This window comes from Mongoliibacter sp., assembly GCF_007692705.1.
In the GTDB taxonomy this organism is placed as follows: domain Bacteria; phylum Bacteroidota; class Bacteroidia; order Cytophagales; family Cyclobacteriaceae; genus Mongoliibacter.
The window spans coordinates 1-26,102 of sequence record NZ_REBN01000136.1 but is presented as its reverse complement, the minus strand read 5'-3'; the positions used below and the strand labels follow the sequence as shown (position 1 = coordinate 26,102).

Here is a 26,102-nt window from a genome sequence, read left to right as displayed (position 1 = left end):
CTGCATAGGTATAGCTGCCATATTCGGAATAGGGCTCTTCAACCAGATTTTTTTCCTCCTCCTTTTCCATAATTTTAATTTAACCAATAAAGATTTATCAAAGTTTTATTCCAAACCCTCAAACAATTCTTCCAAATCCAGCACGAATCCTTTGATACAAGAAGAAGCGACATGGTCCCCAAGTGTAAAAAGCCTGGAAGGAATATATTTCCCATTCACTAAAGAGTAAATCAAAAGCGTTTTCTCATAAGGATGGATGATCCAGTATTCTTTGACCCCACTTTCTTCATAGACCTCGTATTTGTTTTGTAGTTCTTTTTTATTGTTGGAGGGGGATAGGATTTCCATGATCAGATCAGGCGCTCCTACACAACCCAGCTCATCCAATTTTTCAGGGTCACAGACCACACAAATATCGGGTTGGACTACGGTATTGATATCCTTGTGCTTTTTGGACTTGACAGGGAGTCGGACATCGAAGGGAGCGGAGAAAACTTTACACTTCTTCTTTTCTAGATTAAGGTACAATTTGAAAAATATTCTTCCGGAAATTTCTTGATGGATCCTCCTTGGCGCAGCCGCTGCCTGCCTGAAAACCTTACCCTTGATTAGCTCAACCATATGGTCAATCTCCCAAGTCAGGTAATCAGCATAGGTATAGCTTCCATATTCGGAATAGGGCTCTTCTACCAGGCTTTTATCCACTTCCTTTTCCATAGATCTAATTTAATCAAATAAGATTTATAACAGGTTTACTCCAAACCCTCAAACAATTCATCCAAATCCAGCACAAAGCCTTCAATGCATTGGGATGGTACCAGGTCTCCTAAGGTAAAAAGCCGGGATGGGATATATTTTCCATTGACCAAAGTATAAACCAAAAGCGTTTTCTCATAAGGATGGATGATCCAGTATTCTTTGACCCCACTTTCCTCATAGACCTCGTATTTGTTTTGTAGTTCTTTTTTATTGTTGCTTGGTGAGAGGATTTCCATAATCAGATCAGGCGCTCCTACACAGCCCAGCTCATCCAGTTTTCCATGATCACAGACCACACAAATGTCAGGTTGGACTACAGTGGTGATGTCTTGGTGCTTTTTGGATTTTACAGGAAGGCGGACGTCAAAGGGAGCTACATAGACTTTACAGGTTTTACCTTTTAATAATCCACCTAATTGTACACCTATTTTCAACACCAACTCCTGATGAATCCTCCTTGGTGCGGCCGCCGCCTGCCTGAAAACCTTACCCTTGATCAGCTCAACCATATGGTCAATTTCCCAGGTCAGGTAATCTGCATAGGTATAGCTGCCATATTCGGAATAGGGCTCTTCAACCAGATTTTTTTCTTCTTCCTTTTCCATAGGTCTAATTTACAAAAAATGGTGCTAAAACTGATATTATAAAAATTGGATTGAATTTTTTTTCAAAGAGTAGAAAAAAGTCTTTAGTTCTAAAAATCTCACTTATACTTAATTTTCAGTTTGTGTTTTGCTGGCCCATATTGGAATTCAGAATATTATTCTAAAATGGTCTCTTGGAATTGTGCAATTATTTATTCAGGATTGATTTTCAAAAAGTTCTGAATTTGGACAGATAATTTCTAATTTTTAAGTTCAGATATGAAACTATTGTTTTTTCTAAAGCTATTTGATTTTTGAGATGAAAAATAAATTCTTACTTCTATGGATATTATTTGGGTTGGTTTGGCAATCAAGTTTTTGTCAATCTTCAAATGGACCTTCCTATTTCAGTCAAAACAAGTATGATGATTATCCTTTAGTGACTTTGAGAGAAAATTTCTGGGGGAATCCGGTTTACCTTATAGAAGGAGAAAAAGCAAAAGCTCAGGAAGTTAGGGCATACATGGAAATCATGCCTGGTGATGCCAATGATTTTTTCCAAACCCACAACAAAGCCATTACCGGTACAGGTATTTCATTAGCTGGACAAGCAGTTGTTCTAGGTGCTTTTGGTTATGTTTATGACAATAGGAACAGGCTTAACAATCAGATTTTTTTGAATTGGTTCATAGCTTCAACTGCAGGCAGTATTGGTGCTGGTGTTGGTAGGTCAATGAACCGGCAAGCAGTCAGGAAAGTGAATACTCTTTTAGAAAATCATAATTACCTGATCAGGCAGGACGAATTGAGTAAGCCATATTTGAAAATGGATTTCCGAAACAACTTTATTGGTGAAAAAATTGATATCTATGATGGCCCCAATCTGTTAAGTAAAAACAGATTAAATCAATACAAAGAAGAATTTCCTGAATTTGCTGAATACTTCAGGAAATCCCAGCGGAATCAGAATGTGAGTTTTGCGTTAGATATATTGGATTTGGCTTCTACTTTTGTTTTTGTTGGTTATATTCTCTCTCCACAGATTCAATCTTCTACTCCCAGTAATCTGTTATTGCCACTTACCATTGTCAGTTTTGGTACAAGCATTTCAGGTGGGATTTTCAGAAGAGCAGCAAGGAACCAAACTCGGATGGCATTGATGAAATTCAATTTTGGCGAAGAAATGGAGGGGTATTGATAATAATATTTTTTAATATCCGGAATTTGCGCGTAAAAAAGATATATCAAAAACGAAAGAGCCAGGATAATTCAACAACTCAACCCATCTACCAGCCGGCAAGTGTCAACTGAGTACAGATGAATATCATCTTAAAACAAGAAATAAGATTATTACATATACTAGAGCTGGTGACATGTCAATATTCCTGACTATCTTTATCTTTTTCAATTTGAGAAAAAACCCAAGGTTAATTTTTAGGCACTAGGTCCTATATTCTTGGTAGAAAGAGCTTAGTATTGCCAAATAATTTTTGGTTCAGTTTGGATACATTTGGAAAAAGGAATAACTTTGTGCCTCATTTCAGAAAAGCGATCTAAGATAAATAGCAATACAATGAAAAAAGAAATTCATCCTAACTACAGAGACGTCGTATTTTTCGATACCTCAAGTGATTATAAATTTATCACTAAGTCTACTATCGAAACCAGTGAGACAATCACTTGGGAAGATGGTCAGGAATATCCTGTTTACAAGATAGAAGTAAGCTCTAACTCACATCCTTTCTACACTGGTAAGAAAATGATGTTGGATACCGCTGGTAGAGTTGAAAAATTCAACAGAAGATACGCAAAGAAATAAGAGATCTGAAAAGAACTCAAGCTATAAGTCTCCTGGAACTTGTTTTCCGGGAGACTTTTTTATTTTTGTGACATGGACAATATTATTTTATTCGATGACCCTGCAATCAGGGGATCCCTCTTACCATTTACTTTTACCCGACCAGTAGCAGATATCCGAATTGGTATCCTTAAAATTTCTGAAAAATGGAAGCATTACTCAGGAAAGCAACCTGGGTTCCTAACCCAGGATTACCTTAGTAATAAATTTACCAAAACCGAAGATTCAGCTTTGATGATCAATGGGGCAGTTTGTCCTGACGATGAGCTTTGGACCGAAATCATAGAACTTCAATCATCACAGGCATTGTTTTCAGACCAGGTTTTGATTGCCTGTAGGACTGAAGACAGTTCAGGTTTTCATCCTGATATTGCCAAGGATAAAGAAAGGCTTGATACAGCACACAAACCTACAATTGTCCAAAAATCATGGAATATTTTCCAGTATAATGCCGTAGAGCTTAGAAAAGATTTTCATCTAGTGACTAAAGGAAGGGGATCCCTTCCAATCTCTGACCCTTTTACAATTGTATATGGAAAGGAAAATATTTTTGTGGAGGAAGGTGCTGTTATCAAAGCAGCAGTCCTCAATGCTGAAAATGGACCTATTTATATTGGGAGAAATACAGAGATACAGGAAGGCGCAGTAATCAGGGGACCTTTTGCCCTATGCGAGGGCTCTACTGTCAATATGGGTGCTAAATTGCGTGGGGATACTACAGTCGGTCCACATTCCAAAGTAGGTGGAGAAATTTCCAATTCAGTGATTTTTGGTTTTAGCAATAAAGGGCACGAAGGATTTCTAGGTAATTCAGTAATAGGGGAGTGGTGCAACCTGGGTGCTGATACCAATACATCCAATCTCAAAAATAATTATGCTGCCGTCAAAGTTTGGGATTACACCAAAGGAGGCTTTACAAATACCGGCTTACAATTCTGTGGATTGATGATGGGTGACCATGCTAAATGTGGCATCAATACCATGTTTAACACGGGGACAGTGGTAGGAGTAGGAGCGAATGTTTTTGGTGATGGATATCCCAGGAATTTTATTCCATCCTTTTCTTGGGGTGGGGCAGCAGGCTTCAGTACATTCCAGATAAGGAAATTTGAGGAGACAGCAATTGCAGTCATGAAAAGGAGAGGGATGGAGTATGGAGATGAAGAAAAAGAAATCGTCAAAAAGGTTTTTGAATTGACGAGACATTACCGTATTTGGGACAAAGAAGGTTAATACATTTATGCTGTTTTCAAGTATTCCAGGACTGGAAGATGTCAAGGAAAAGATCATTCAAGCTGTTAAAAATAACCACCTCGCACATGCATTGCTCTTTCATGGGCCTGAGGGATCTGCCAATCTAAAAATGGCTTTGGCTTTGGCTACCTACTTGCATTGTCAAAACCCCCAAGATAATGATTCTTGCGGAGAGTGTCCTTCTTGTCAAAAAATGTCAAGACTTGTTCATCCGGACATGAATTTTTCAGTACCTGTACCTGGAGAAGGCAAAGAAGACAAAGAGGATAAGAAAAAACTGGATCCGATAGCTGCTTTCAGGTTATTTGCAATTCAGAATGGATATGGGAATATTTCAGACTGGGTGTATCAAAATGATTTTGAGAAAAAGCAGCTTAATATTTCAAAGAATGCTGCCCGGCAGGTGATCAAAACACTTTCATTGAAGTCTTTTGAAGGTGGATACAAGATCATGTTGATCTGGGCACCAGAGTTCATGAATGCTGCATCGGCCAATTCAATGTTGAAGATTTTGGAAGAGCCACCAGAAAAGACTGTCTTTTTATTGGTGACTTCCCAGCCAGAACAATTGCTGACGACCATTTTGTCAAGGACTCAGAAAGTAATGGTAAGGGCTTTCAGTGATGAGGAAATCATGAGCCACCTTGTTGCTGAGAATATGTGCAGCCGCGAGGGAGCCGTTCAGATTGCACCTTTGGCAGATGGGAATATGCGGGAAGCTTATCGTATGATTGATCAGGTCGCGGATGAAAATACAGTACTAATAAGGGACTGGTTCAGGGCATGTTTTTCTGTCGACATCAATCAGATATTCAATTTTGTAGATAATTTCAGTTCCAAAGACAAGGAGTCTCAAAAATCCCTATTACTCACAGGAATCAACGTGTTACGTGAGGTTATGCTTGATAAGGCTCAAGTAAATAACCTAATGCGCAGTGCAGATACTGACAGAGACTTTATTCATAAACTGGGTTCTCATGTACTCGACGGCCAAAAAATTAGCCGCATTTATGAAATTCTCAATACGGCATATTATCATTTGGAGAGAAATGCCAACATGAAAATTATGTTTGCTGATTTGTCATTTCAAATCGCCAGAGTCATGAAACCAAAACAAACTGCTTCTTAATGAAAAGATTGATAGGTAGAAGAGAGAAAATTTCTTTCCCAGAATGGGGTTTACAGCAGGCGACCGCAAAAGTCGATACAGGAGCCTATACTTCCTCTATACATTGTCAGGATATTCAAGAAATTGAAATTGATGGAGTTAAAACGCTACAATTTCAATTATTGGACCCCTCTCATAAAAACTTCAAAGCAAGAAAAATCACAACACAGTCTTTTACTCAAAAAAAAGTGAAGAATTCTTTTGGTCAGGCTGAGATCAGGTATAAAGTGAGTACAGAAGTGCTTATGTTTGGCGAAGTTTTCCAAGCAGAGTTCACATTGACTGACAGGTCAAAAATGAAAAACCCCATTCTTTTAGGAAGAAAGCTCCTTCAGGGTAGGTTTATAGTAGACGTCGACGAGGTTAATCTTTCTAAAAAATCATTAAAATGAAAATTGCAGTATTATCAAGAAATCCTCATCTCTATTCTACAAGAAGGCTTGTGGAGGAAATTAAAGCAGCTGGTTATGAGGCGCAGATTGTTGACCATTCTGTTTGTGATCTGATCATCGAACAGAACGGGCCTTCTATTTATTATAAAGGAGAGAAACTGGAAGGGATAGATGCCATTATTCCGCGTATAGGTGCTTCAGTTACTTTTTATGGTACTGCCGTAGTTAGGCAGTTTGAGTTGATGGGGACATTTTCGGCTGTGGAGTCTCAAGCAATTGTTCGCAGTAGGGACAAACTCAGAAGTTTACAGATTCTTTCTAGAGCAGGATTGGGAATGCCAAAGACCGCTTTCACCAACTTTTCTAAGGGCGGGGAAAAAGCACTTATTGAGAGAGTAGGTGGTGCTCCTTTGATCATCAAGCTGCTGGAAGGCACACAAGGACTTGGTGTTGTTTTGGCAGAGACCAAGAAAGCGGGACAATCTGTGATCGAAGCTTTTCATGGGCTGAAGGCCAGGATTATTGTGCAGGAATTCATAAAAGAAGCCAAGGGTGCAGACATCAGGGCCTTTGTGGTGAATGGGAAAGTTGTAGGCGCAATGAAAAGGCAGGGGGCAGAGGGCGAGTTCCGTTCCAATCTCCATAGAGGGGGCAAAGCTACCATCATCAAGCTCTCCAGAGCGGAGAAAACAGCTGCCCTTAATGCAGCAAAAGCGCTTGGTTTAGATATAGCCGGTGTTGATATGCTTCAATCTGAAAGAGGACCGCTTATCCTAGAAGTAAATAGTAGTCCAGGTTTGGAAGGAATAGAGAAAGCAACAGGCATAAACATAGCACAAGAAATTGTTAAGTTTATTGAAATTTCTGTTAGCAAACAGCAATCAAAAAGAAAGTTTAAAAATGAACCATAAAATCAGGATAGGAACCCGAGGTAGTAAATTGGCACTTTGGCAGGCCTACCATGTGGCTGATTTGCTGAAGGCGAAAGGTCTGAACGCTGAAATTGTCATCATTGAAACCAAGGGTGACAAGGTACTGGATGTTTCCATTGCTAAAATCGGGAGTAAGGGTGTATTCACTGAGGAAATTGAAGATCAATTGGCAAATGACACCATTGATATTGCGGTGCATAGTGCAAAGGACATGCAATCCTCGCTTCCGGAAGGTTTCGAACTAATTGCTTTTACCGAAAGGGAAAAAGTTAATGATATAGTCTTGAGTCATAAAAGCGATATTGATTATAAAAATTCTGAGAAGCCCCTTATTTTAGGGACTTCATCCACCAGGAGAGTAGCTACCTTAAAGCATTTTTACCCTCATGTACAAACTGTAGAGGTAAGGGGTAATTTGCAGACCAGGATATCTAAAATGGAATCAGGGGTATGCGATGCATTGCTTCTGGCCTATGCAGGGGCTCATCGAATGGGTTATGATGACAAGATTCGTCACGAATTGTCATTGGAAGAGTTCACTCCTGCGGTAGGACAGGGCTCTGTGGCCATAGAATCTTCAGTTAATCTGGACCCGCATATAAAAAATCTAATCATCGAAGCTTGTCATCATGAAGAAACAGGCTACAGACTTCGGGCAGAAAGAGCTTACCTGAGAGTTTTGGAGGGCGGTTGTAGTATTCCGGTTTTTGCCTTAGCTATTGTTGAAAAGGATCAGTTGCTACTTAAAGGTGGCATCGTGAGTTTGTCGGGAGATAGAAGAATTGTCCATGAAGTTTCAGGTCATAAAACTGATGCAGAGGTTTTAGGACAAAAATTAGCAGATATGGTATTGTCTAGTGGAGGTGATCAGATTTTGAAAGAGATAAAATCAGCATTAAACAAATGAGAAGTTCAATAATTTGCTTTACCGTCCTTGTTTATGGGTTACTTTTGGTTTCATGTGCGTCTGAAAAGGATTATTTAATAAAGATTGAAACCAGACATGGCGATATGTATGCTGTCTTCTTCGACGAGACACCAAAGCACAAACAGAATTTTATAGACTTGGCAGAGGCTGGTCGCTTTGACTCTACTGAATTCCACCGTATAATCCCCAACTTCATGGTTCAGGGTGGAGATGTTTTCGGAAAAGAGAAACTGCCTGAAGAAGAATGGTATACTGTCCCAGCTGAGATTAAACCAGATTTGATCCATAGCAAAGGAATGATAGCTGCTGCCCGTCAAGGCAACAACGTAAACCCGGAAAGAAGATCAAGTGGTTCGCAGTTTTATATTGTTCAGGGTCGGGAATATACCAAAGCTGAGCTTACAACAGACATGAAACTCTTGTCAGAGACTTTTTTTAAATATATTCAATTGGGTAGCAATGTAGCACTCAAAGAAAAATACAGTGAGTTGTACGAAGCAAAGGAATACGATGCTTTGAACGAGATGATGTTGGCTGAAAAGGATAACCTTGAATCTTTTTTTGGAATCAATTTGGAAAAGCCAATGACTCCAAAGCAAGTTGAGGCATATACCTCAGTCGGCGGAACACCACATTTGGATAATGAATATACCGTGTTTGGTAAGTTGGTCAAAGGTATAGAGGTAATGGAAGCTATAGCCGGGGAGAAAACTGGACCAAAAGATAAGCCTCTTGAGCCTGTATATATGAAAATAAGTGTGGAACATTTGCCAAAGTCCTTTATTACTAAGGAGTATGGTTATGAATACCAGCAATAATGAAAAAAATATTAATTACGGGTGCCAATGGTTTGTTGGGGCAAAAATTGGTTGAGAAACTCAAGGATAGTGAAAACCTAAAAGTCATTGCAACTGGGATTGGAGCATCTAGGCTTCCTGAAGCCTGGTCAGGTGCCTATATTTGGGAGAGTATGGATATTACAAACCTCAGTATGGTCATTGATCTTGTGGGGAAGCACAAGCCTGATTGCATCATTCATACCGCAGCCATGACTCAGGTAGATGATTGTGAAAATCAAAAAGATGCTTGTTGGAAGTCGAACGTGGAAGCAGTGGGAAATATGGTTTTTGTTTGTGAAAAGCATGATATTCACCTTATTCACCTTTCGACTGACTTTATTTTTGATGGAGAAAATGGTCCATACGATGAAGAAGCAGAGGCGAATCCTGTTAATTATTATGGTAAAGCAAAACTGGAAGCGGAAAAGATAATTCAGCAGTCCAAGTGTAGGTGGGCTATAGCTAGAACTGTTTTGGTCTATGGCTTGGCGACGGATATGAGCAGGTCCAATATAATACTTTGGGTTAAGAAGTCACTTGAAAGTGGAAAGGAAATCAAAGTCGTTACTGACCAATGGCGTACGCCAACCCTTGCTGAGGATCTTGCTGACGGTTGTATTTTAATTATGGATAAAAGTGCAGAAGGAATCTTCAATATTTCAGGAGAGGAATTTTTGACACCCTACGATATGGCAATGCAGACAGCTAAATTTTTTAACTTGGACCATTCATTTATCAAAAAAGCGGATTCCAGTAATTTTTCACAACCTGCCAAAAGACCTCTCAAAACTGGGTTTATCATTGATAAGGCAAGAAAGGAGTTAGGATACAATCCCAAAAGTTTTATGGATGGAATTGGTATTTTATCAAAACAACTTAAATTAGCCGATTCTTAAAAAAATCATATTTATTCAAAATCTATTAATTCAAATAAAATGGCGATGAATTCAGATACCCAAGGAAGAGGTCAATTTGGCTCTAGTTTGGGTTTTATTATGGCTGCAGCCGGTTCTGCGGTTGGATTGGGAAATATTTGGAGATTTCCATATCTCACCGGTGAAAATGGAGGAGGAGCTTTCGTGTTTGTATATGCGATATGTGTTCTCCTTATCGGGCTTCCGCTTTTGCTGAATGAAATTGCCTTGGGACGTAAATCACGTAAAAACCCAATTGGTGCGATTAAGGCCACAGGAGGTAACGGTTTCTGGCAGATTGCCGGGGTACTTTGTATCATGGTTTGTTTCTGTGTATTGAGCTATTATTCAGTGATTGCAGGATGGACGATAGGCTATATCTTCACAGAGTTGGTTAATATTCCAATTGACTTTGAAGAGTTTCAGGATACACCGCAATATGTAGTACCACTTTGTTTTGTATTTATTTTTATGACTATAGGTGTTGTGCTAGGTGGTGTGTCAGGTGGAATTGAGAAGGCAGCAAAATTTTTGATGCCAATACTATTTGTTATAATCATTTTTATTGCAGGAAGGGCTGTTACTTTAGATGGTGCCATGGAAGGCGTTAGATACTATTTATATCCTGATTTCTCGAAAATCACCAGTAAAGTAATTTTGCAAGCTCTCGGCCAGGCCTTTTTCTCCATGTCGGTTGGTTGGGGTCTGATGATTACATTTGGATCATACTTGCCTAAAAAGAGTAATATTGTTCAGTCCTCAGGCTGGATTGCAGGTATGGACAGCATGGTAGCTCTGATGGGTGGATTAATGGTGTTCCCTGCATTGTTTGCATTGCTTCCAGGGAAAGATCCTGCGGGTGGTCCTGCTTTGGTTTTTGAGGTATTACCAAAAGTATTTGATGCCATGCCAGGAGGTAATTTTATCGGAGCCTTGTTCTTCCTGTTGCTTTTGGTAGCAGCATTGACTTCAAGTATTTCTATGTTGGAGGTTCCGGTTTCTTATTTTATAGATGAGAAGAAATGGAGTAGAAAAAAAGCTACTTGGTCTATAGGTATAGCAGCAATGATACTTTCTGTACCTTCCGCCCTTTCATCTATTGAAGGCAATTATTTCAATTCTTTGACATTGAATTTTCTTGGGAATACCCAGGTTGGTTTCTTTGCGATAATGGATTTTGTCTTTGGAACATTCGCCGTAGTGGTAATTTGTTTGATGCTTAGTCTTTATACTGGATGGGCCAAAAAAATCGGAGATTTTGCCAATGAACTTGCTGAAGGATCCCCAGCTTTTAAAGGTGGGTTAAGAAGTGCATGGATGTTTTTTATCAAATGGGTTTGTCCTATAGTTATAGCATTGGTGTTATTAGATCTAGTAGGTGTATTTGGTACACCGCAGGAAGGAGGATAATTCCAACCTGTATCAGTTTTATAGCTTAAAAGAGGGGTTTTCCCCTCTTTTTTTTATTTTATCTACTTAAATATGTATTTTGTAATTAGATATATGTATATTGTGGACAGATAAAACCCTAACCAAATGAAAGTTCTTGTAGTAGACGATGATGCAATCAATAGGCTTATTTTGAGAAAAGTATTCGAAAAAGAGAATCATCAAGTTTTCACTGCAAATAATGGCGTAGAGGCCATCACAATTCTCGAAGATGAATCGGGGTTCAATTTGGTCATCACAGATATTATGATGCCTCAAATGGATGGATTGGAGTTGTTGGCAAAAATTAAGCTTAATAAGAATATCAAAAATCTCCCCATTATAGGCATTACCTCAGGAAATATTGAGTATTTCAAAAAAGCAACCAAACTTTCATTCGATATACTTCTTCAAAAACCAATGGATTTTTACGAAATATATTCCATTGCCCAAGAACAGGCTAGAAAATGGTTGAATTAACGTACTGATTACCATTTTTTTTCGTTTCAATAGATATAATTTTTCCGTAGATTCAACTTTCAAAAATATATCAAATGAAACAAGCATTATTTATTTTCCTTGGATTATTCCTTAGTAATATACTTTGTGCACAGGAGTTTTCTATTGGTCCAAAGGTAGGGCTTTCTCAGGCTAATATTTCTGTTAATGGTGAAGGTTTCGAATCAGGAGAAGATGTTACCGGGTACCATTTAGGTTTGTTTGTCAGGATGGGAGGCTCTTCAATATTTGTCCAGCCTGAATTTTTGTTTACAAACGTAGGTGGTACAATAGTACAATCTTCCGATAATTCAGATAGGACAATAAATGCAAATTTCAACAGGTTTGATATCCCTATGATGTTTGGTTTCAAGTTTGCTAATTTTTTTAGAGTTCAAGCAGGCCCCATTGCTTCGATATTATTGGATTATACAATTGAAGATGCGCTCCAAACCGCACTTGATATAGACTATAGTAATTCAACCATAGGATATCAGGCGGGTGTGGGTTTAGATCTAGGTAATTTAATCCTTGATTTCAAGTATGAGAACTCCTTGAGTAAGATTTCCAGAAGTGTGGCTGGTTTTGAAACAGATCAAAGACAGAATCAACTTATAATTTCAGCTGGATTTAGGCTTTTTTAAGGAAGGAATCAGATTGTCCTTCGCATTTGGACTGCTGGCTTGGTTTTTGGGCTTCTTAAATTATCTGATGAAAAATGCCAATGGTGGTATTTCTTATTGTCAATCTATATATTTGTCAGGGTCAATTATCGATATAATGCGTCGCTACCTTAAATACACCAAAAATTTTTATTTCCTTTTTACATTGTTTTTTGTCCTTTGGATGCTATTCATCGATTCCAATGATATTTTTACTCAATTTAAGTTGAGATCGAAAGTAAAAGAACTTGAAAAGCAAAGAGAGTTTTACATGGAAAGGAAGGAAAAAATCAAGGCAGACAGGGAGGAGTTGATGAGTAATTATGAATTGCTCGAAAAATTTGCCAGGGAACGCTATATGATGAAAAGAAAAACTGAAGATTTATATGTGGTTGTTGAAGAATAAGGCAAGTTTTGTTTTAGTATTTCTTTTTTGCTGTATGTCCTACTTGGCTACAGCTCAAAGGGTAATTGATGAAGAAATCAATCCGCCATTAAAAGATCGCTTATATTACGGGGGGAATTTTGGAGCTTCCTTTGGTACGATCACTTTCGTTGATGTTTCGCCTCTAGTAGGTGCTATGGTGACCAATAGACTTTCAGGAGGTGTAGGAGCTACTTACCAATACTTTAATGACCGAAGATTTTTTGGCGGAGCCAATAGCCTTTACGGAGGGAGGGTTTTTGGGCGTTATAATATCTTCCCTAATTTTTTTGCTCATGCAGAATATGAAAATGTCAACTATGACTGGTTTGACACAAATAGAAATGTGTTTGAGCGAATTTGGGTACCTGCTTTTTTCCTGGGAGGGGGGTATTTTGTTCCTTCAGGAGATAGAGGAGGATTTAATTTTACTTTTCTATACAACTTACTTCACGATAATAGAAGATCGCCCTATTTTGAACCATACGTAATCCGAGTAGGTTTTATTTTATAAGCATCACCCAACAAACCTATTTCACCATGAATTCATTGGTAAAAAAACTCAGTAAATCTCATCAAGATTGCCCTGAGTGCCCATCACCTAAGACTATTCAATCTTTGTTTGAGGATATCCTTGGTCTTTTGTTTCCAGATTTTGCAGTCGAGTTGCTCAAGGAAGAAGATCTGGTTACCGCCAAAATAGAAGAACTCAAGCAGAATTTAGGGAGACTTTTGATTAAAAACAGGCACCTGCATAATCAAGATGGAGCATTTATCGCTGAGGAGTTTTTCTCCAAATTGGAAGTAATTTATGAGTTGATTTTAAAGGACGTTCAAGCCATGTATGATGGTGACCCGGCTGCCAAATCCATTACTGAAATTATTCGCTGTTATCCTGGTTTTTATGCTATTGCAGCCTACAGGATAGCTCATTTACTCTATAATTTTGGGGTTTATCTTATCCCAAGGATGATCACTGAGTATGCACATAGCCGTACGGGTATCGATATACATCCTGGAGCAAGAATTGGAGAACGTTTTTGTATTGACCATGGGACAGGTATTGTGATTGGTGAGACTACTAAAATAGGTAATGATGTAAAGATCTACCAAGGAGTGACGCTCGGGGCATTGAGCGTTGAAAAGGAAGACGCAGATAAAAAGAGACATCCGACTATTGAAGATCGGGTTGTGATCTATGCGGGAGCAACTATACTTGGTGGAAATACGGTAATAGGCGCCAACTCAGTGATAGGAGGGAATGTTTGGGTTACTAAAAGTATACCAGCCAACAGTAAGATTTACTATCAGGCGAGAATGTACAATCCGGACTCAGAAGAAACAGATACCTACATAATTAAAAATCAAGGATGAAACTTGTTGATTTGATTGGTAATACTCCTTTAGTGGAGTTGACCAATATCCCTCAAAATCCCAATGTAAAGATTTTTTGCAAATTGGAAGGTCAAAATCCAGGAGGGAGTGTAAAAGACCGTGCAGCATACAGCATGATCAAGTGTGCTTTGGAAAGAGGCGATATTAGAAAAGGAGACAGGCTTGTAGAAGCAACCAGCGGTAATACAGGGATAGCTTTGGCAATGGTAGCAAATGTCCTTGGATTGCATATGACTTTAATAATGCCTGACAACAGCACCAGTGAAAGGATTCTCTCTATGGAAGCGTATGGAGCGAAGGTAATCCTCACACCTGCTGTGAAAACTATCGAATACTCTCGGGATTTGGCTGAAAAAATGGCCAAAGAGGAAGGTTACGTGATCCTAAACCAATTTTCTAATCCTGATAATTACTGGGCACACTATAATTCTACAGGACCTGAGATATGGAATGATACTGAAGGGAAAGTCACACATTTTGTTTCTGCTATGGGAACTACAGGTACGATTATGGGAGTTTCCAGGTTTTTGAAAGAAAAAAATCCAGCTATCCAAATTGTAGGTACTCAGCCTACTGATGGATCAAGTATTCCGGGAATCAGAAGATGGTCTCCTGAATTTTTGCCAAAAATTTTTGAACCTGACCGCGTTGATAGGGTAGTTGATGTGAGTCAGGAAGAGGCCACATTAATGACCAGAAGATTGGCTAAAGAGGAAGGTATCTTGGGGGGGATGAGCAGTGGAGGAGCCCTTTGTGCAGCAATCCAATTGGCAGGTGAACTGGATTCAGGCATCATTGTCTGTATTACCTGTGATAGGGGCGACCGATATCTGAGTTCTGACTTATTCGGTTAAAAAAAATCCCAAGGATTTCTCCCCGGGTTACCACAAAAAAACTTGAGAACTATTTAGAAGCTGATGTAATTGGTCAGAAGTTGGACACTTAAAGGATTGTTGCCATTCTCTTCATTTGTAAAACCACGAATAATCAAGGTGTATACCCGATTCCCTTTGATTTCTATTTCATTGACGAATAATATCTCTTCGCTTTCATCTTCATTCCATATAGAAACTGAAAATTTACCTTTTGGAAGGTCTTGGAATGCAGTGATTTCTTTGAAGTTGTTTTCAGAGTCGAAAAAGATTTCTTCCTCTTGTCCCAGCTTCACTTTGATAACTCCTGTATCGGGCGATAAGTGTGCAAGTCTGATTTTTGCTTTTTCAGAAGTTGGTTCACTCCAGCTGTCTTCAACTTTAATAGCCTCTATTGTAGCCATTTTATCGACTAAGAAAATAGAGTAAACTTTGTCCTTTTCGAATGTATGATCAGTCTCCAGAACAGTGTTTGCAGCATTATGTGGAGTAAACCTAAGAAGTCTCTCGCCAATGAAAAATCGGCTATACGGAAATGAGTTACTGTAGCTAAGAGGATTATTATTGATTCGATTGGTTTCAGCATATATATCCAAACTCGGTGCATCAGGCGAACCGTGATAAATTGTGACAAAAGCGGCATCAGGGGGCGTAATCGGGTCTCTATCCGGCAGGCAGGAATTTAGTAGGCACATACCTCCAAATAATAATGTTGCTAAAATGACCTTTTTCATAGACACGTAATGGGATACTTTGTGAATCATATAATTGTTGGTTTGTTTTCTATCCCCTTGACGAGAGTTGATTTAAAAATGCTACAAGTCAAAAAAAAATCCCCGAATTTTCGGGGATTGGATTTAAACATTGTCAGGTTCTGGATGAGACCAAGGGGCTCGGTAAGGCCTCCTTAATTTTTGAGTTGCTTCCGGATCATCTACAACTATCATTTTTTCCGGATCATATACCAAAGGACGGCCCAATTCCATCGAAATATTAGCAAGAATACACGAAGCTGTAGAAATATGTCCTTCTTCTATATCTGCTACAGGTAACTCACCGGTTTCAATAGACTTGATGAGATTTTGCATCTGTCTTCTTGTGGCGGGGGCTGCATTTAACTCTATCCTATCTTCAGTCAAATCCTCGGGATACTCCTCTTTTTCATAGAGTACATCAAAAAGAACTTTTTCACCCTCGATTGGTAAAAATTCAGCCTTCATGGTATTGCCTACAAGCATTCCTTTTTCTCCAAAAATCTTAAATGCCCATGGGTAATCAGGATCTACAGGTTGGCCCCATGTTCTATGCTGCCAGACAACATTTAGATTGTCAAATTCGAATATGGCTGTTTGTGTATCTGAAATGTTGGATTTGCCTTCTTTTTGTACATATATCCCTCCCGTAGAGGTAATCTTGGATGGCCAACCTAAGCCCATCATCCACCTTACTGTATCCAACATGTGTACACACATGTCTCCTGTGATGCCATTTCCATATTCCATAAATGTTCTCCACCAGCGAGTGTGAGGTAATCCATCATATGGCCGTAAAGGTGCCGGACCTGTCCACATCTCGTAATCTAAGAAGTCTGGAACATCTTGTTCAGGAGGATTGCCATTGGCTCTCATGTGGAAATAGCAACAAATTTCCGCGTGTGATATTTTTCCCAGCAATTCTTTTTCGAGAACTTCACGCTTGGCATCCCAAAGGTGCGGTGTGCTTCTTCTTTGGACACCAACTTGAACCATCCTATCATATTTCCTTGCCGCTGCAACCACTGCCTCACCTTCTATAACATCTACAGAAATTGGTTTTTGTAAATAAACGTGCGATCCAGATTTGATTGCATCTATAGCTTGCAGTGCATGCCAATGATCAGGACTTCCAATGACTGTGATGTCAAGCTGATGATTTTTCAACAGCTCCCTATAATCTTTATATAGTTTAGGTATTTTACCTGATTTTTGCCTTTGAGAGACTAATCTCCCTGCTTCCTCCAGCATATTGGAATCCACATCGCATAGCGCTACAACTTCACAATCTGCGATTTGTATCAATCGGAAGAGATCACTTTTCCCATACCAGCCACTACCAATAAGGGCCACTTGGAGTGTTTTTTCTGTTTTGACAAAATTCATTCCCATCAGACCCATACTGGCAAGAGCTAAAGTAGCTCCACTTCCTTTTATGAACTGACGGCGGTTGAGTGATAGGTTTTTCATTGGTTACTGGGTTAAGGTTTAAGAGGTGTTATTTACATTACCCAACCAATTTACAAAAAGGTCAAAATCAATCAAATCCGATTTGATGGATGGTCAGAGCCTTACTCCAAATTTCTCTCCAAGACTTTGTAAATCTTCAAAAACTGGTTCTAAGAGCGGTATGCCTTTGTTCATTCTTTCAGTCTCCAATTCTCTTTCAGGATCTCCTGGAATCAACACTTTGGGGTTTCCTGGTGTTGGCTTCGCTGCACGGAATCGCTTAATCCAATTATCCATATGAGATTTGAACTCTGAAGTAGGTCTAAAAGCATCTACTCTCATAGCTCCAAAAAAATGGCCTAAACCTTCTCCAACAGGATTGGGATCAGGTTCGAGAAAGGCTACAAATGGAGGAACCCAAGGGCCATAATTGGCTCCCGAGAGTATTGCTGAAAAAATATCCACTATAGAACCTAAAGCATAACCTTTGTGTGAGCCGTGCTCCCTATCGCCTCCCAAAGGCAAAAGAGCACCACCTTTTTTGACACCGTTAGCATCCTGAGTAGGTCGGCCTTCTCCATCCTGAACCCAGCCGAAAGGTGCATCTGCATTTTTTCTTTGAAGAATTTCAAGTTTTCCGTTTGCGGCTGTTGTGGTGGCCATGTCGGCGACAAATGGAGGTTCTTCACCTGCAGGGATAGCCACAGAGATTGGATTGGTTCCCAGAAGCCTTTCTTTTGAGAAAGTCGGAGAAACCAATGGGCTTGCATTGGTGAAAGAAATGCCTATCATATCGTGCTCTAAGGCCATCATGCTATGGTATCCAGCAATGCCATAGTGATTAGAGTTTTTGACGGAAACCCAGCCTGTACCTACATTTTTGGCTTTTTCTATGGCCACTCTCATGGCAAAGGGAGCTACAACCAATCCCAATCCGGCGTCTCCGTCAACTACAGCAGTACTAGGGGTTTCATAAATGGTTTTTATGTTCGGCTGCGCGTTAATTCTTTTCTTTTCCCATAACCTGATATACCCTGAGAGTCTGGCAACACCATGAGAGTCAACCCCCCGAAGGTCTGCTGATAGCAATACGTCGGCAGCCAACTTGGCATCAGCTTCAGGGCAACCTATTTGTAAAAGTATTTTTTTAGTGAAATCGTAAAGTTGTGTGTATTCAATAACCATAAATAGAATATTTCTGGATTTGTATCTTTTTTCAGCGACTCTCTGCCGCTGCAAAGGAATGTTTACCCATCAATTGAGCGATAGCACCTTCTTTAAGTGCATAATTGGAACAGGTCAATACATTCACTGGAACAAGTTTCAGAATATATTTGATTAGACAGGAGGCCACAACGATCATATCAACCCGCATTGGTATCATTCCTGGTATTTTGAGTCTATCCTCCTTATTTAAATTTAAAAGTTGATCCGCTATGGTATCAAATGCATCTTTTGGCAAATCGAAAACCTGCTTTGTTTTACTTTTTTGCTCGTGTAAGGATTGGAAATATATATCGGTGAGGGTATCAAAGGTGCCTGATGCGCCAACAAGTGCTGAGGGATTGTATAGCGCTATAGCATTTCGCAATTCTATCAGATTACTTTCAAGGTATTGGGTTAGATTTTGAATTTCTTCTCCCAATATAGGGTCATGATAATGAAAAAGATCAAGCATTCTCTGGCCACCAATTTCAAAGCTTTTCCTCCAAAACGCTTCCTGTGCAGTCCCAATGATGAATTCTACCGAACCTCCCCCAATATCCATCATCAGATTGGTTTGTCCATTTAAAGAGCCACTTAGTCTTATACCTTCATATATCAACTGTGCTTCCTCTTCCCCTGAAATCACCTTTACGGAGATATCAAGCTTTTCTTTTATAGCTTTGACAAAGTCTTTCCCATTTTCCGCATTTCGTACGGCACTTGTCGCAAAGGCAAAAATATTGGTGATGTTTTCTCCATCTATAAGGCTCCGGAAATGCCTCAAAGTCTGGAAAGCACGCTTTTGAGCATCAGGGTGTAACATGTTTTGAGTGATACCACCTTGCCCTATTTTTACGGCTATTTTTTCCTTATAAATCGTATCGAACCTGTTTTCGTACAACTCTACCAATAACAAATGAAATGTATTGGTACCCATGTCAATGATTGCTGCCTTTTTGGGGATCATCTGGCCCTTAATTTTAGTTGTGCGAATATAGAAAGTTTATCTTAAATCCATCAGCCTGACCGTTTTTTCTTCTTTAATAGCGGAATTGCACTACGTATTTTTGCAAAAGTTTTCTCTCTTTGGTATGCCTCGTTATATTTGAGACAACCAAATAACTTTAGACACATGGATAGCAGCATCAAGGGCGTTTATACTTTACCTAGCAATGAGGATAAAATCAATTTACTCAAGAAAAAAAATGATGAAGCCCTGAAGGGAGGTGGTGAAAAAAGAATTGAAGCCCAGCATAAAAAAGGAAAGCTCACAGCAAGAGAAAGAATCCATTTTTTGATGGATGAAGGTACTTTTCAAGAAATAGACAAATTTGTCATGCACCGGGCAAAGGATTTCGGATTAGATAAGGAGCACTACTTGGGTGATGGTGTTGTTACCGGATATGGAGAAATCAACGGAAGATTGGTATATGTATACTCCCAGGATTTTACTGTTTTTGGAGGATCTCTTTCTGAGACACATGCTGAAAAAATCTGTAAAATAATGGACATGGCCATGAAAAACGGAGCGCCGGTAATTGGCTTAAATGATTCGGGAGGGGCCAGAATTCAAGAAGGCGTTGTGTCACTCGGTGGATATGCGGATATTTTTTATAGAAATACGTTGGCATCAGGTGTTGTACCACAAATATCAGCTATAATGGGACCATGTGCCGGGGGTGCTGTGTATTCTCCTGCTATTACAGATTTTATCATGATGGTTGAAAATTCCTCCTACATGTTTGTTACAGGACCAAATGTGGTCAAGACAGTAACTCAGGAAAATGTCACGGCTGAGGAGCTTGGCGGTGCAAGTACCCATAGCACTAAAAGTGGGGTAACCCATTTTGCCTGCGCCAATGAGGTAGAATGTATCAATAATATCAAGCAGCTGCTGAGTTATATGCCGCAGAACTGTGAAGATGAAGCTCCGGTTTATGAATATGAATTAAAAAGTGATGAGAGTAGGGAGGTCTTGAACACGATAGTTCCAGAAAACCCTAATCATCCATATGACATGCGCGAAGTGGTGGCCGGGATTGTAGATGAGGCATCCTTTATGGAAGTGCATAAGAACTATGCAGACAATATTGTTGTTGGTTTTGCCAGGTTGGCAGGTAGAAGTATTGGGATAGTAGGAAACCAACCTCAGTCCATGGCTGGGGTATTGGATAATGATGCTTCTATAAAAGCTGCCAGATTTGTAAGGTTTTGTGATTCTTTTAATGTGCCCTTATTGGTCCTTGTAGATGTTCCGGGGTTTTTGCCTGGTACAGATCAAGAGTGGAACGGTATCATTGTTAATGGAGCAAAGTTGTTATATGCGTTTTCCGAAGCAACTGTACCTCGAGTGACTGTTATAACCAGAAAAGCATATGGAGGGGCATACGATGTGATGAACTCCAAGCATATAGGCGCAGATCTGAATTTTGCCTGGCCTACAGCCGAGATTGCAGTAATGGGAGCCAAAGGTGCTTCCGAGATTATTTTCAAAAGGGAAATTGCAGAATCTGAAGATCCAGAAGCCAAATTGCAGGAGAAAATTGATGAATACACCTCGAAATTCGCCAATCCTTACAGGGCTGCTCACAGAGGATTCATCGATGAAGTTATCATGCCTTCAGAGACCAGAGAGAAGCTTATTAGGGCATATAAAATGCTGGAAAACAAGGTAGATAAATTGCCTAGGAAGAAGCATGGTAACATACCTCTATAGTTTCTATTTCAAAAAGTAATAACTAAAAATAAATGACTGACTCAAAGGAATTTTTATATAAGTATCTTAATAATGCCTCACCTACTGGATTTGAAGCATCTGGCCAGCAAATTTGGCTAGACTACATCAAGCCTTTTGTGGACACCCATTTTACAGATCAATATGGCACTGCCGTAGGGGTAATTAATCCCGACGCAAAATACAAAGTTGTCATTGAGGCGCACGCAGATGAAATCTCTTGGTTCGTTAATTTCATCACACCTGAGGGTTACATATATGTGAGTAGAAATGGAGGTTCTGATCATATGATTGCACCATCCATGAGGGTAAATATCCATACAGACAAAGGTATTGTTCCGGGAGTATTCGGTTGGCCAGCGATTCATGTTAGGAAAAGTACAAAAGAAGAAGCCCCCACAATGGAAAATATTTTTCTAGATGTTGGAGCACGAAGCAAAGAGGAAGTTGAAGAGTTGGGAGTACATGTAGGCTGTGTGGTCACTTTTAAAGACGAGTTACAAGAATTGAATGGGAAATTTTATTCAGGTAGGGCTTTGGATAATAGGATTGGAGGATACATGATAGCCCAAGTAGCAAGAAAACTAAAAGAAAGTGGTTCTAAGCTTCCTTTTGGTCTCTACATAGTCAATGCTGTTCAGGAGGAGATTGGTTTACGTGGAGCAAGTATGATAGCTGCGCGTATCAAACCTAATATTGCCATTGTTACAGATGTATGCCATGACACCACAGCCCCTATGTACAATAAAAATGTGAGTGGAGAGCAAGTTGCAGGTAAAGGCCCTGTATTGACTTATGGTGCGGCAGTACACAAAAAACTTCTTGATATGATCATTGAAACAGCCAAAAAGAATGAAATATCATTTCAAAGAGCTACTGCCTCTCGGAGTACAGGGACTGATACAGATGCCTTTGCTTACTCCAATGACGGTGTGCCTTCTGCCTTGATTTCTTTGGCCTTAAAATACATGCATACTACTGTAGAAACAGCAAGCAAAGAAGATATTGAGCAGGTGATAGAGTTGATTTATCAGTTTTTATTGGAATTCGATCCAGAGTATGATTTTAGGTATGTGGTTTAGATACAAGATGTAAGTCTCAAGACATAAGATTCAAGATGGAAAAGTTTTAGAGAGGCGTTCCGTTATTTTGGATGCTCTTGCGAATCAACTCAACTATTCACTAATCACTATTCCTTTTAATAACTAATCCTAATTCTCCATTCAATAATGCCCTTCTTCACAGATCAAATGCATAGGACAATCGAGATTTCCGAACGGCCTCAGCGGATCATTTCTCTGGTGCCTTCGCAGACAGAATTGTTGGTGGATTTGGGTTTGAGAGAAAGGTTGGTTGGAGTGACCAAATTCTGTGTACATCCAAAAGGGCTGAAGAAAGAAAAGACCATCATCGGAGGCACCAAAAATTTCCATTTTGATAAGATTGATGCGCTGAAACCGGATTTGATTATAGGGAATAAGGAGGAAAATTTTATGGAAGGAATAGAGAAGCTTTCCGAAAATTATCCGGTTTGGATGAGCAATATTTATACACTTGAAGACGCCCTTGATATGATGCTTCGAATCGGGGAAATCACAGCCACGTCTTCTGGAGCTGAAGCGCTGGCACAAAAGATCCATAAGGATTTTGATTTTCTTCCTGAGAAAAAAGGGAGTGCTGTTTACCTTATCTGGAAAGATCCTATAATAGCGGTGGGGAGTAAAACGTTTATTGATGACATATTGACTCGGGTAGGGTTCCAAAACCTTATAGGGAAAAATCGGTATCCTGAGCTTTCAATAGATGAATTGGAACATTTGAATCCAGAATATTTATTATTGAGTTCAGAACCCTATCCTTTCAAGCAAAAGCATGTAGATGAATTTGCTTACAAATTGTCAAATACAAAAATCCAATTGGTAGATGGAGAAATGTTTAGCTGGTACGGGAGTAGATTACAACATGCAAAAGCCTATCTCCAAAACATATAAAAAGCCTTTAAACCCCGTTTATAAAAATATAAATCATCGAGCAATACTTTTGTAAAAAATTTAATTAACTTTTCTGCTCATTTCCAAATAACCTAATAATTACCATGAAGAAATTAAGAAGGGACTTCTTGAAAAAATTGGGAGCCACAGGTGCAATAGCAGCCTTGAGCCCCTTTGCAATCCCACAGGAAACACAAGCAAAAAGTTTTATAGAAAGCTCAAAAAGCTTTTCTCTAAAGAATAACACCACTATAAAGTTAGCGCTGATAGGAGCGGGTATAATGGGTACAGAAGATACCAATTCTGCTCTTAGGCACGATAATGTTGAATTGGTTGCAGTTTGTGACTTGTATCAAGGTCGGCTCCAAACAGCTAAGCAAAAATGGGGAGACCATCTCTTTGTTACACAGGATTATAAAGAAGTATTAAAAAGAAAAGATATAGATGCTGTTATTATAGCAACTTCCGATCATTGGCACAAGCAAATCAGTATTGATGCTTTGAATGCAGGCAAGCACGTGTATTGTGAGAAACCTATGGTTCATTCCGTCAAAGAAGGAATGGATGTAATCAATGCTTGGAAGAACTCAGGCAAAGTGATGATTGTAGGGAGTCAGGGAGTATCTTCCTTAGGAAATGAAAAAGCTAAAGAGCTCCTGGCTGAGGGTGCTATCGGTGATATTGTATATGCCGAGGGTTTTTGGGCCAGGATGTCACCAGAGGGGGCTTGGCAATATGCAGTTCCCAAAGATGGTGACGAAAAAACAGTAGACTGGAAAAAGTATATCTCCAATACAAAAAGTAGAGATTGGGATCCGTTAAGGTTTTTCAGGTGGAGAAACTACCTGGATTATGGTACTGGCATGTCGGGAGACTTATTTGTCCATTTATTTTCAAGCTTACATTTTATCACAGACTCGCTTGGCCCTACTAAAATATCGGCTATGGGTGGTTTGAGGTATTGGGATGATGGAAGAGAAGTGCCTGATGTATTGCTTGGTACCTTTGATTACCCAAAAACTGAACAACATCCCGGTTTCAACCTGTCATTAAGGTGTAACTTTGTGGACGGTACCAGTGGCACGACATATTTAAGAATTGTGGGTACCAAAGGTTCAATGGATGTTAAATGGGAAGAAGTAGTAGTGAAAATGAATCAGACCGTGATTTCTGATGATCCATTTCTTCAGGAACAAGCAAGATTAAGGGGAGAGTCTGATACCCGAGCATCCATTTTGCCTCCTAAGGAATTGGTATACACTGCCCAAAGAAATTGGAAAGGGGCACACTATGACCATTTTGGTAACTGGTTTACAGCGATTAGAACAAACGGAACGGTTGCGGAGGATCCAGTATTTGGTTTCAGGGCTGCAGCACCTGCGCTGCTATGCAACGACAGTTATTTTGAGAATAAATTTATGCAATGGGATCCAGTAAATATGAAATTGGTATGAGAAGTAGAATTAAACTGATTTGGTTATTTGCTTTACCTCTATTGGTTTGGGCCTGTTCTCCGGAAAAAACTGTAGAGGAAGAGCTTGATGAGGAAATTATAATCTTAGATAATACATTGACAGAAGGTGAAAAAGCTGCTGGTTGGATGCTACTGTTCGATGGTGAGGACCCATCAGGATGGAGGGCTTTTAACGGAGAGCATTTTCCAGAAAGTTGGACAGTTGAAGATGGCGCTCTCAAAGCACTCGGTACTGGAGGAGATATCGGAGGTGATATTGTTTTCGCTCCTATGGATTTTGAAGAGTTTGAGTTGGAGTTTACTTGGAAGATAGCTCCTGGAGGAAATAGTGGTGTTTTTTATCATGTCGTAGAGGATCCTAAGTACAAAGCTCCGTATGAGACGGGACCAGAGTATCAGGTCATAGATCAGTTGGGCTTTCCTGAGGAATTAGAGGATTGGCAGTCGCTTGCGTCTGATTATGGGATGTATGCGGGAGATATTGAAGGTGTGGTAAAACCAGCCGGAGAGTGGAATACCTCAAAGATATTCTTTTCAAAAGATGGCGCTAGTTATTGGTTGAATGGGAAAAAAACCTTGGAGTTTGTCCCTTATTCAGAAGATTGGAAGACAAGAAGAAATAGCGGGAAGTGGGATGACTTCCCTGATTATGCTATTGCTCGGAGAGGATTAATAGCATTACAGGATCACGGAAGTGAAGCTTGGTTTAAAAACATTAAAATAAGATCATTATGAAAAAGTTATTTGCTATAGTATTAATAGGTGTGTGCTTCTTTGGAGCCTTGTCATTCTCGTTCAACGATGAAATAAATTTATTTAACGGAAAAGATTTGAATGGTTGGATTGTCTACGGCACCGAAAAATGGTATGTAGAGGATGGTTTATTGATTTCCGAAAGTGGTCCTGATAAGGAGTATGGATATTTAGGTACAGAGAAAAATTATAAAAATTTTGAATTGAATCTTGAATTCAAACAAGAGGCTGATGGGAATAGTGGGGTATTTATCAGGTCGACTGTTGATGGTACTAAAGTTTCAGGATGGCAGGTTGAGGTAGCTCCTCCTGGACATGATACAGGAGGTATTTATGAATCCTATGGAAGAGGGTGGCTTATCAAGCCTGATAAAGAAAAAGACAGTGTCTTGAAGTTTGGTGACTGGAATCAAATGAAAATTGTCGTAATGGGAGACAGAGTCACTTCTTACCTGAATGGGGTGCAGATGGTGGATTACTCTGATTCAAAAATTGGCGAAGGTGAAGGTGGAATACTACTTCAAATCCATGACGGGGGAGGAATTAAAGTGTACTGGAAGAATATTACTTTGAAGCCTTTATAATTTAATAAACTTCAAACTTAATCCCGGTAAGTATTTATCGGGATTTTTTTTGCCTTTACTGTTCAGGGGGTTATATTTCTTTTTTAGATGTTTTCACACCTCTATTTTGACTTTAAAAATTTGTTGTGCAACTTTGCAATCCCGTAAAGGAAAAAGCAATGGTTGAAAAATAAAAAAGAGAAAATTTTTCATTCGCGACCTTGCAAACAGGGAAAAAGTTTTTACCTTTGCAATCCTGTTAGACGAAAGCGG

The 26,102-nt window shown here is 39.4% G+C and carries 28 protein-coding genes; 22 read left to right on the top strand and 6 right to left on the bottom strand.

Annotated features, from left to right (window positions below):
• Positions 1 to 105: 105 nt before the first annotated feature.
• Together EA341_RS07545 and EA341_RS07540 are read right to left on the bottom strand one after the other, a co-directional pair.
• A complete protein-coding gene (locus tag EA341_RS07545; protein ID WP_293012710.1) occupies positions 106 to 717 on the bottom strand; it encodes a Uma2 family endonuclease in 612 nt (203 codons plus the stop codon).
• A 35-nt stretch (positions 718 to 752) separates the two neighbouring features.
• Positions 753 to 1,364, bottom strand: a complete 612-nt coding sequence (locus EA341_RS07540) for a Uma2 family endonuclease (RefSeq protein ID WP_293012709.1) — start codon at positions 1,362 to 1,364, stop codon at positions 753 to 755.
• 298 nt (positions 1,365 to 1,662) lie between these two features.
• On the opposite strand from EA341_RS07540, the gene EA341_RS07535 reads away from it, so the two are divergent.
• The 16 genes from EA341_RS07535 (at position 1,663) to cysM (ending at position 14,889) form a co-directional block, all read left to right on the top strand.
• A complete protein-coding gene (locus EA341_RS07535) occupies positions 1,663 to 2,541 on the top strand; it encodes a hypothetical protein (RefSeq protein ID WP_293012708.1) in 879 nt (292 codons plus the stop codon).
• 375 nt (positions 2,542 to 2,916) lie between these two features.
• Positions 2,917 to 3,162 carry a type B 50S ribosomal protein L31 gene (locus EA341_RS07530; protein ID WP_293012707.1) on the top strand — a complete coding sequence of 82 codons (246 nt, stop codon included), beginning with the start codon at positions 2,917 to 2,919 and terminating at the stop codon, positions 3,160 to 3,162.
• Positions 3,163 to 3,234: 72 nt separating this feature from the next.
• Complete coding sequence (locus EA341_RS07525; RefSeq protein WP_293012706.1) at positions 3,235 to 4,434, top strand: GlmU family protein; 1,200 nt, start codon at positions 3,235 to 3,237, stop codon at positions 4,432 to 4,434.
• A gap of 7 nt (positions 4,435 to 4,441) precedes the next feature.
• The gene (locus tag EA341_RS07520; protein ID WP_293012705.1) at positions 4,442 to 5,584 is read left to right on the top strand and encodes a hypothetical protein; all 1,143 of its coding nucleotides are present in this window, start codon (positions 4,442 to 4,444) and stop codon (positions 5,582 to 5,584) included.
• Entirely contained in the window at positions 5,584 to 6,015 is a 432-nt protein-coding gene (locus EA341_RS07515; RefSeq protein WP_293012704.1) for an ATP-dependent zinc protease, read from the top strand. The genes EA341_RS07520 and EA341_RS07515 overlap by 1 nt, the downstream gene beginning before the upstream one ends.
• Positions 6,012 to 6,926, top strand: coding sequence for a 30S ribosomal protein S6--L-glutamate ligase (rimK, locus tag EA341_RS07510; protein ID WP_293012703.1), 915 nt, complete (start codon positions 6,012 to 6,014; stop codon positions 6,924 to 6,926). Before EA341_RS07515 ends, rimK begins: the two co-directional genes overlap by 4 nt.
• A complete protein-coding gene (gene hemC / locus EA341_RS07505) occupies positions 6,916 to 7,854 on the top strand; it encodes a hydroxymethylbilane synthase (RefSeq protein ID WP_293012701.1) in 939 nt (312 codons plus the stop codon). The genes rimK and hemC overlap by 11 nt, the downstream gene beginning before the upstream one ends.
• Positions 7,851 to 8,693 carry a peptidylprolyl isomerase gene (locus EA341_RS07500; RefSeq protein WP_293012699.1) on the top strand — a complete coding sequence of 281 codons (843 nt, stop codon included), beginning with the start codon at positions 7,851 to 7,853 and terminating at the stop codon, positions 8,691 to 8,693. Before hemC ends, EA341_RS07500 begins: the two co-directional genes overlap by 4 nt.
• Positions 8,693 to 9,610 carry an SDR family oxidoreductase gene (locus tag EA341_RS07495; RefSeq protein ID WP_293012697.1) on the top strand — a complete coding sequence of 306 codons (918 nt, stop codon included), beginning with the start codon at positions 8,693 to 8,695 and terminating at the stop codon, positions 9,608 to 9,610. Before EA341_RS07500 ends, EA341_RS07495 begins: the two co-directional genes overlap by 1 nt.
• Positions 9,611 to 9,649: 39 nt before the next feature.
• Positions 9,650 to 11,038 (top strand): sodium-dependent transporter, encoded by a 1,389-nt coding sequence (locus EA341_RS07490; protein ID WP_293012695.1) that lies wholly within the window; start codon positions 9,650 to 9,652, stop codon positions 11,036 to 11,038.
• Between the two features lie 126 nt (positions 11,039 to 11,164).
• Positions 11,165 to 11,536 carry a response regulator gene (locus EA341_RS07485; protein WP_293012693.1) on the top strand — a complete coding sequence of 124 codons (372 nt, stop codon included), beginning with the start codon at positions 11,165 to 11,167 and terminating at the stop codon, positions 11,534 to 11,536.
• Positions 11,537 to 11,610: 74 nt separating this feature from the next.
• Entirely contained in the window at positions 11,611 to 12,198 is a 588-nt protein-coding gene (locus tag EA341_RS07480; RefSeq protein WP_293012692.1) for a porin family protein, read from the top strand.
• A 136-nt stretch (positions 12,199 to 12,334) separates the two neighbouring features.
• Entirely contained in the window at positions 12,335 to 12,622 is a 288-nt protein-coding gene (locus EA341_RS07475) for a septum formation initiator family protein (RefSeq protein ID WP_293012690.1), read from the top strand.
• Positions 12,603 to 13,154, top strand: a complete 552-nt coding sequence (locus EA341_RS07470) for a hypothetical protein (protein ID WP_293012688.1) — start codon at positions 12,603 to 12,605, stop codon at positions 13,152 to 13,154. Before EA341_RS07475 ends, EA341_RS07470 begins: the two co-directional genes overlap by 20 nt.
• 26 nt (positions 13,155 to 13,180) lie before the next feature.
• Entirely contained in the window at positions 13,181 to 14,014 is an 834-nt protein-coding gene (gene epsC, locus EA341_RS07465; RefSeq protein WP_293012687.1) for a serine O-acetyltransferase EpsC, read from the top strand.
• On the top strand, positions 14,011 to 14,889 hold the full coding sequence (cysM, locus tag EA341_RS07460) for a cysteine synthase CysM (RefSeq protein WP_293012685.1): 879 nt from the start codon (positions 14,011 to 14,013) through the stop codon (positions 14,887 to 14,889). Before epsC ends, cysM begins: the two co-directional genes overlap by 4 nt.
• A gap of 53 nt (positions 14,890 to 14,942) precedes the next feature.
• Here the strand turns inward: cysM and EA341_RS07455 are convergent, their stop codons facing one another.
• The 4 genes from EA341_RS07455 to EA341_RS07440 all read right to left on the bottom strand — a co-directional run bounded on the left by EA341_RS07455 (position 14,943) and on the right by EA341_RS07440 (position 19,281).
• Positions 14,943 to 15,671, bottom strand: a complete 729-nt coding sequence (locus tag EA341_RS07455; RefSeq protein WP_293012683.1) for a DUF4397 domain-containing protein — start codon at positions 15,669 to 15,671, stop codon at positions 14,943 to 14,945.
• Positions 15,672 to 15,764: 93 nt separating this feature from the next.
• Positions 15,765 to 17,129, bottom strand: a complete 1,365-nt coding sequence (locus EA341_RS07450) for a Gfo/Idh/MocA family oxidoreductase (RefSeq protein ID WP_293012682.1) — start codon at positions 17,127 to 17,129, stop codon at positions 15,765 to 15,767.
• Positions 17,130 to 17,222: 93 nt separating this feature from the next.
• Positions 17,223 to 18,293 (bottom strand): Ldh family oxidoreductase, encoded by a 1,071-nt coding sequence (locus EA341_RS07445; RefSeq protein ID WP_293012681.1) that lies wholly within the window; start codon positions 18,291 to 18,293, stop codon positions 17,223 to 17,225.
• A gap of 31 nt (positions 18,294 to 18,324) precedes the next feature.
• Positions 18,325 to 19,281, bottom strand: a complete 957-nt coding sequence (locus tag EA341_RS07440) for an exopolyphosphatase (protein ID WP_293012679.1) — start codon at positions 19,279 to 19,281, stop codon at positions 18,325 to 18,327.
• 165 nt (positions 19,282 to 19,446) lie between these two features.
• On the opposite strand from EA341_RS07440, the gene EA341_RS07435 reads away from it, so the two are divergent.
• The 6 genes from EA341_RS07435 to EA341_RS07410 all read left to right on the top strand — a co-directional run bounded on the left by EA341_RS07435 (position 19,447) and on the right by EA341_RS07410 (position 25,850).
• The gene (locus tag EA341_RS07435; RefSeq protein ID WP_293012678.1) at positions 19,447 to 21,030 is read left to right on the top strand and encodes an acyl-CoA carboxylase subunit beta; all 1,584 of its coding nucleotides are present in this window, start codon (positions 19,447 to 19,449) and stop codon (positions 21,028 to 21,030) included.
• A gap of 32 nt (positions 21,031 to 21,062) precedes the next feature.
• On the top strand, positions 21,063 to 22,130 hold the full coding sequence (locus EA341_RS07430; RefSeq protein WP_293012677.1) for a M42 family metallopeptidase: 1,068 nt from the start codon (positions 21,063 to 21,065) through the stop codon (positions 22,128 to 22,130).
• A gap of 168 nt (positions 22,131 to 22,298) precedes the next feature.
• Complete coding sequence (locus EA341_RS07425; protein WP_367127042.1) at positions 22,299 to 23,039, top strand: helical backbone metal receptor; 741 nt, start codon at positions 22,299 to 22,301, stop codon at positions 23,037 to 23,039.
• A gap of 104 nt (positions 23,040 to 23,143) precedes the next feature.
• Positions 23,144 to 24,493 (top strand): Gfo/Idh/MocA family oxidoreductase, encoded by a 1,350-nt coding sequence (locus tag EA341_RS07420; protein ID WP_293012675.1) that lies wholly within the window; start codon positions 23,144 to 23,146, stop codon positions 24,491 to 24,493.
• Positions 24,490 to 25,248, top strand: coding sequence for a DUF1080 domain-containing protein (locus tag EA341_RS07415; RefSeq protein WP_293012674.1), 759 nt, complete (start codon positions 24,490 to 24,492; stop codon positions 25,246 to 25,248). Before EA341_RS07420 ends, EA341_RS07415 begins: the two co-directional genes overlap by 4 nt.
• Complete coding sequence (locus tag EA341_RS07410) at positions 25,245 to 25,850, top strand: DUF1080 domain-containing protein (RefSeq protein WP_293012673.1); 606 nt, start codon at positions 25,245 to 25,247, stop codon at positions 25,848 to 25,850. Before EA341_RS07415 ends, EA341_RS07410 begins: the two co-directional genes overlap by 4 nt.
• Positions 25,851 to 26,102 lie beyond the last annotated feature (252 nt).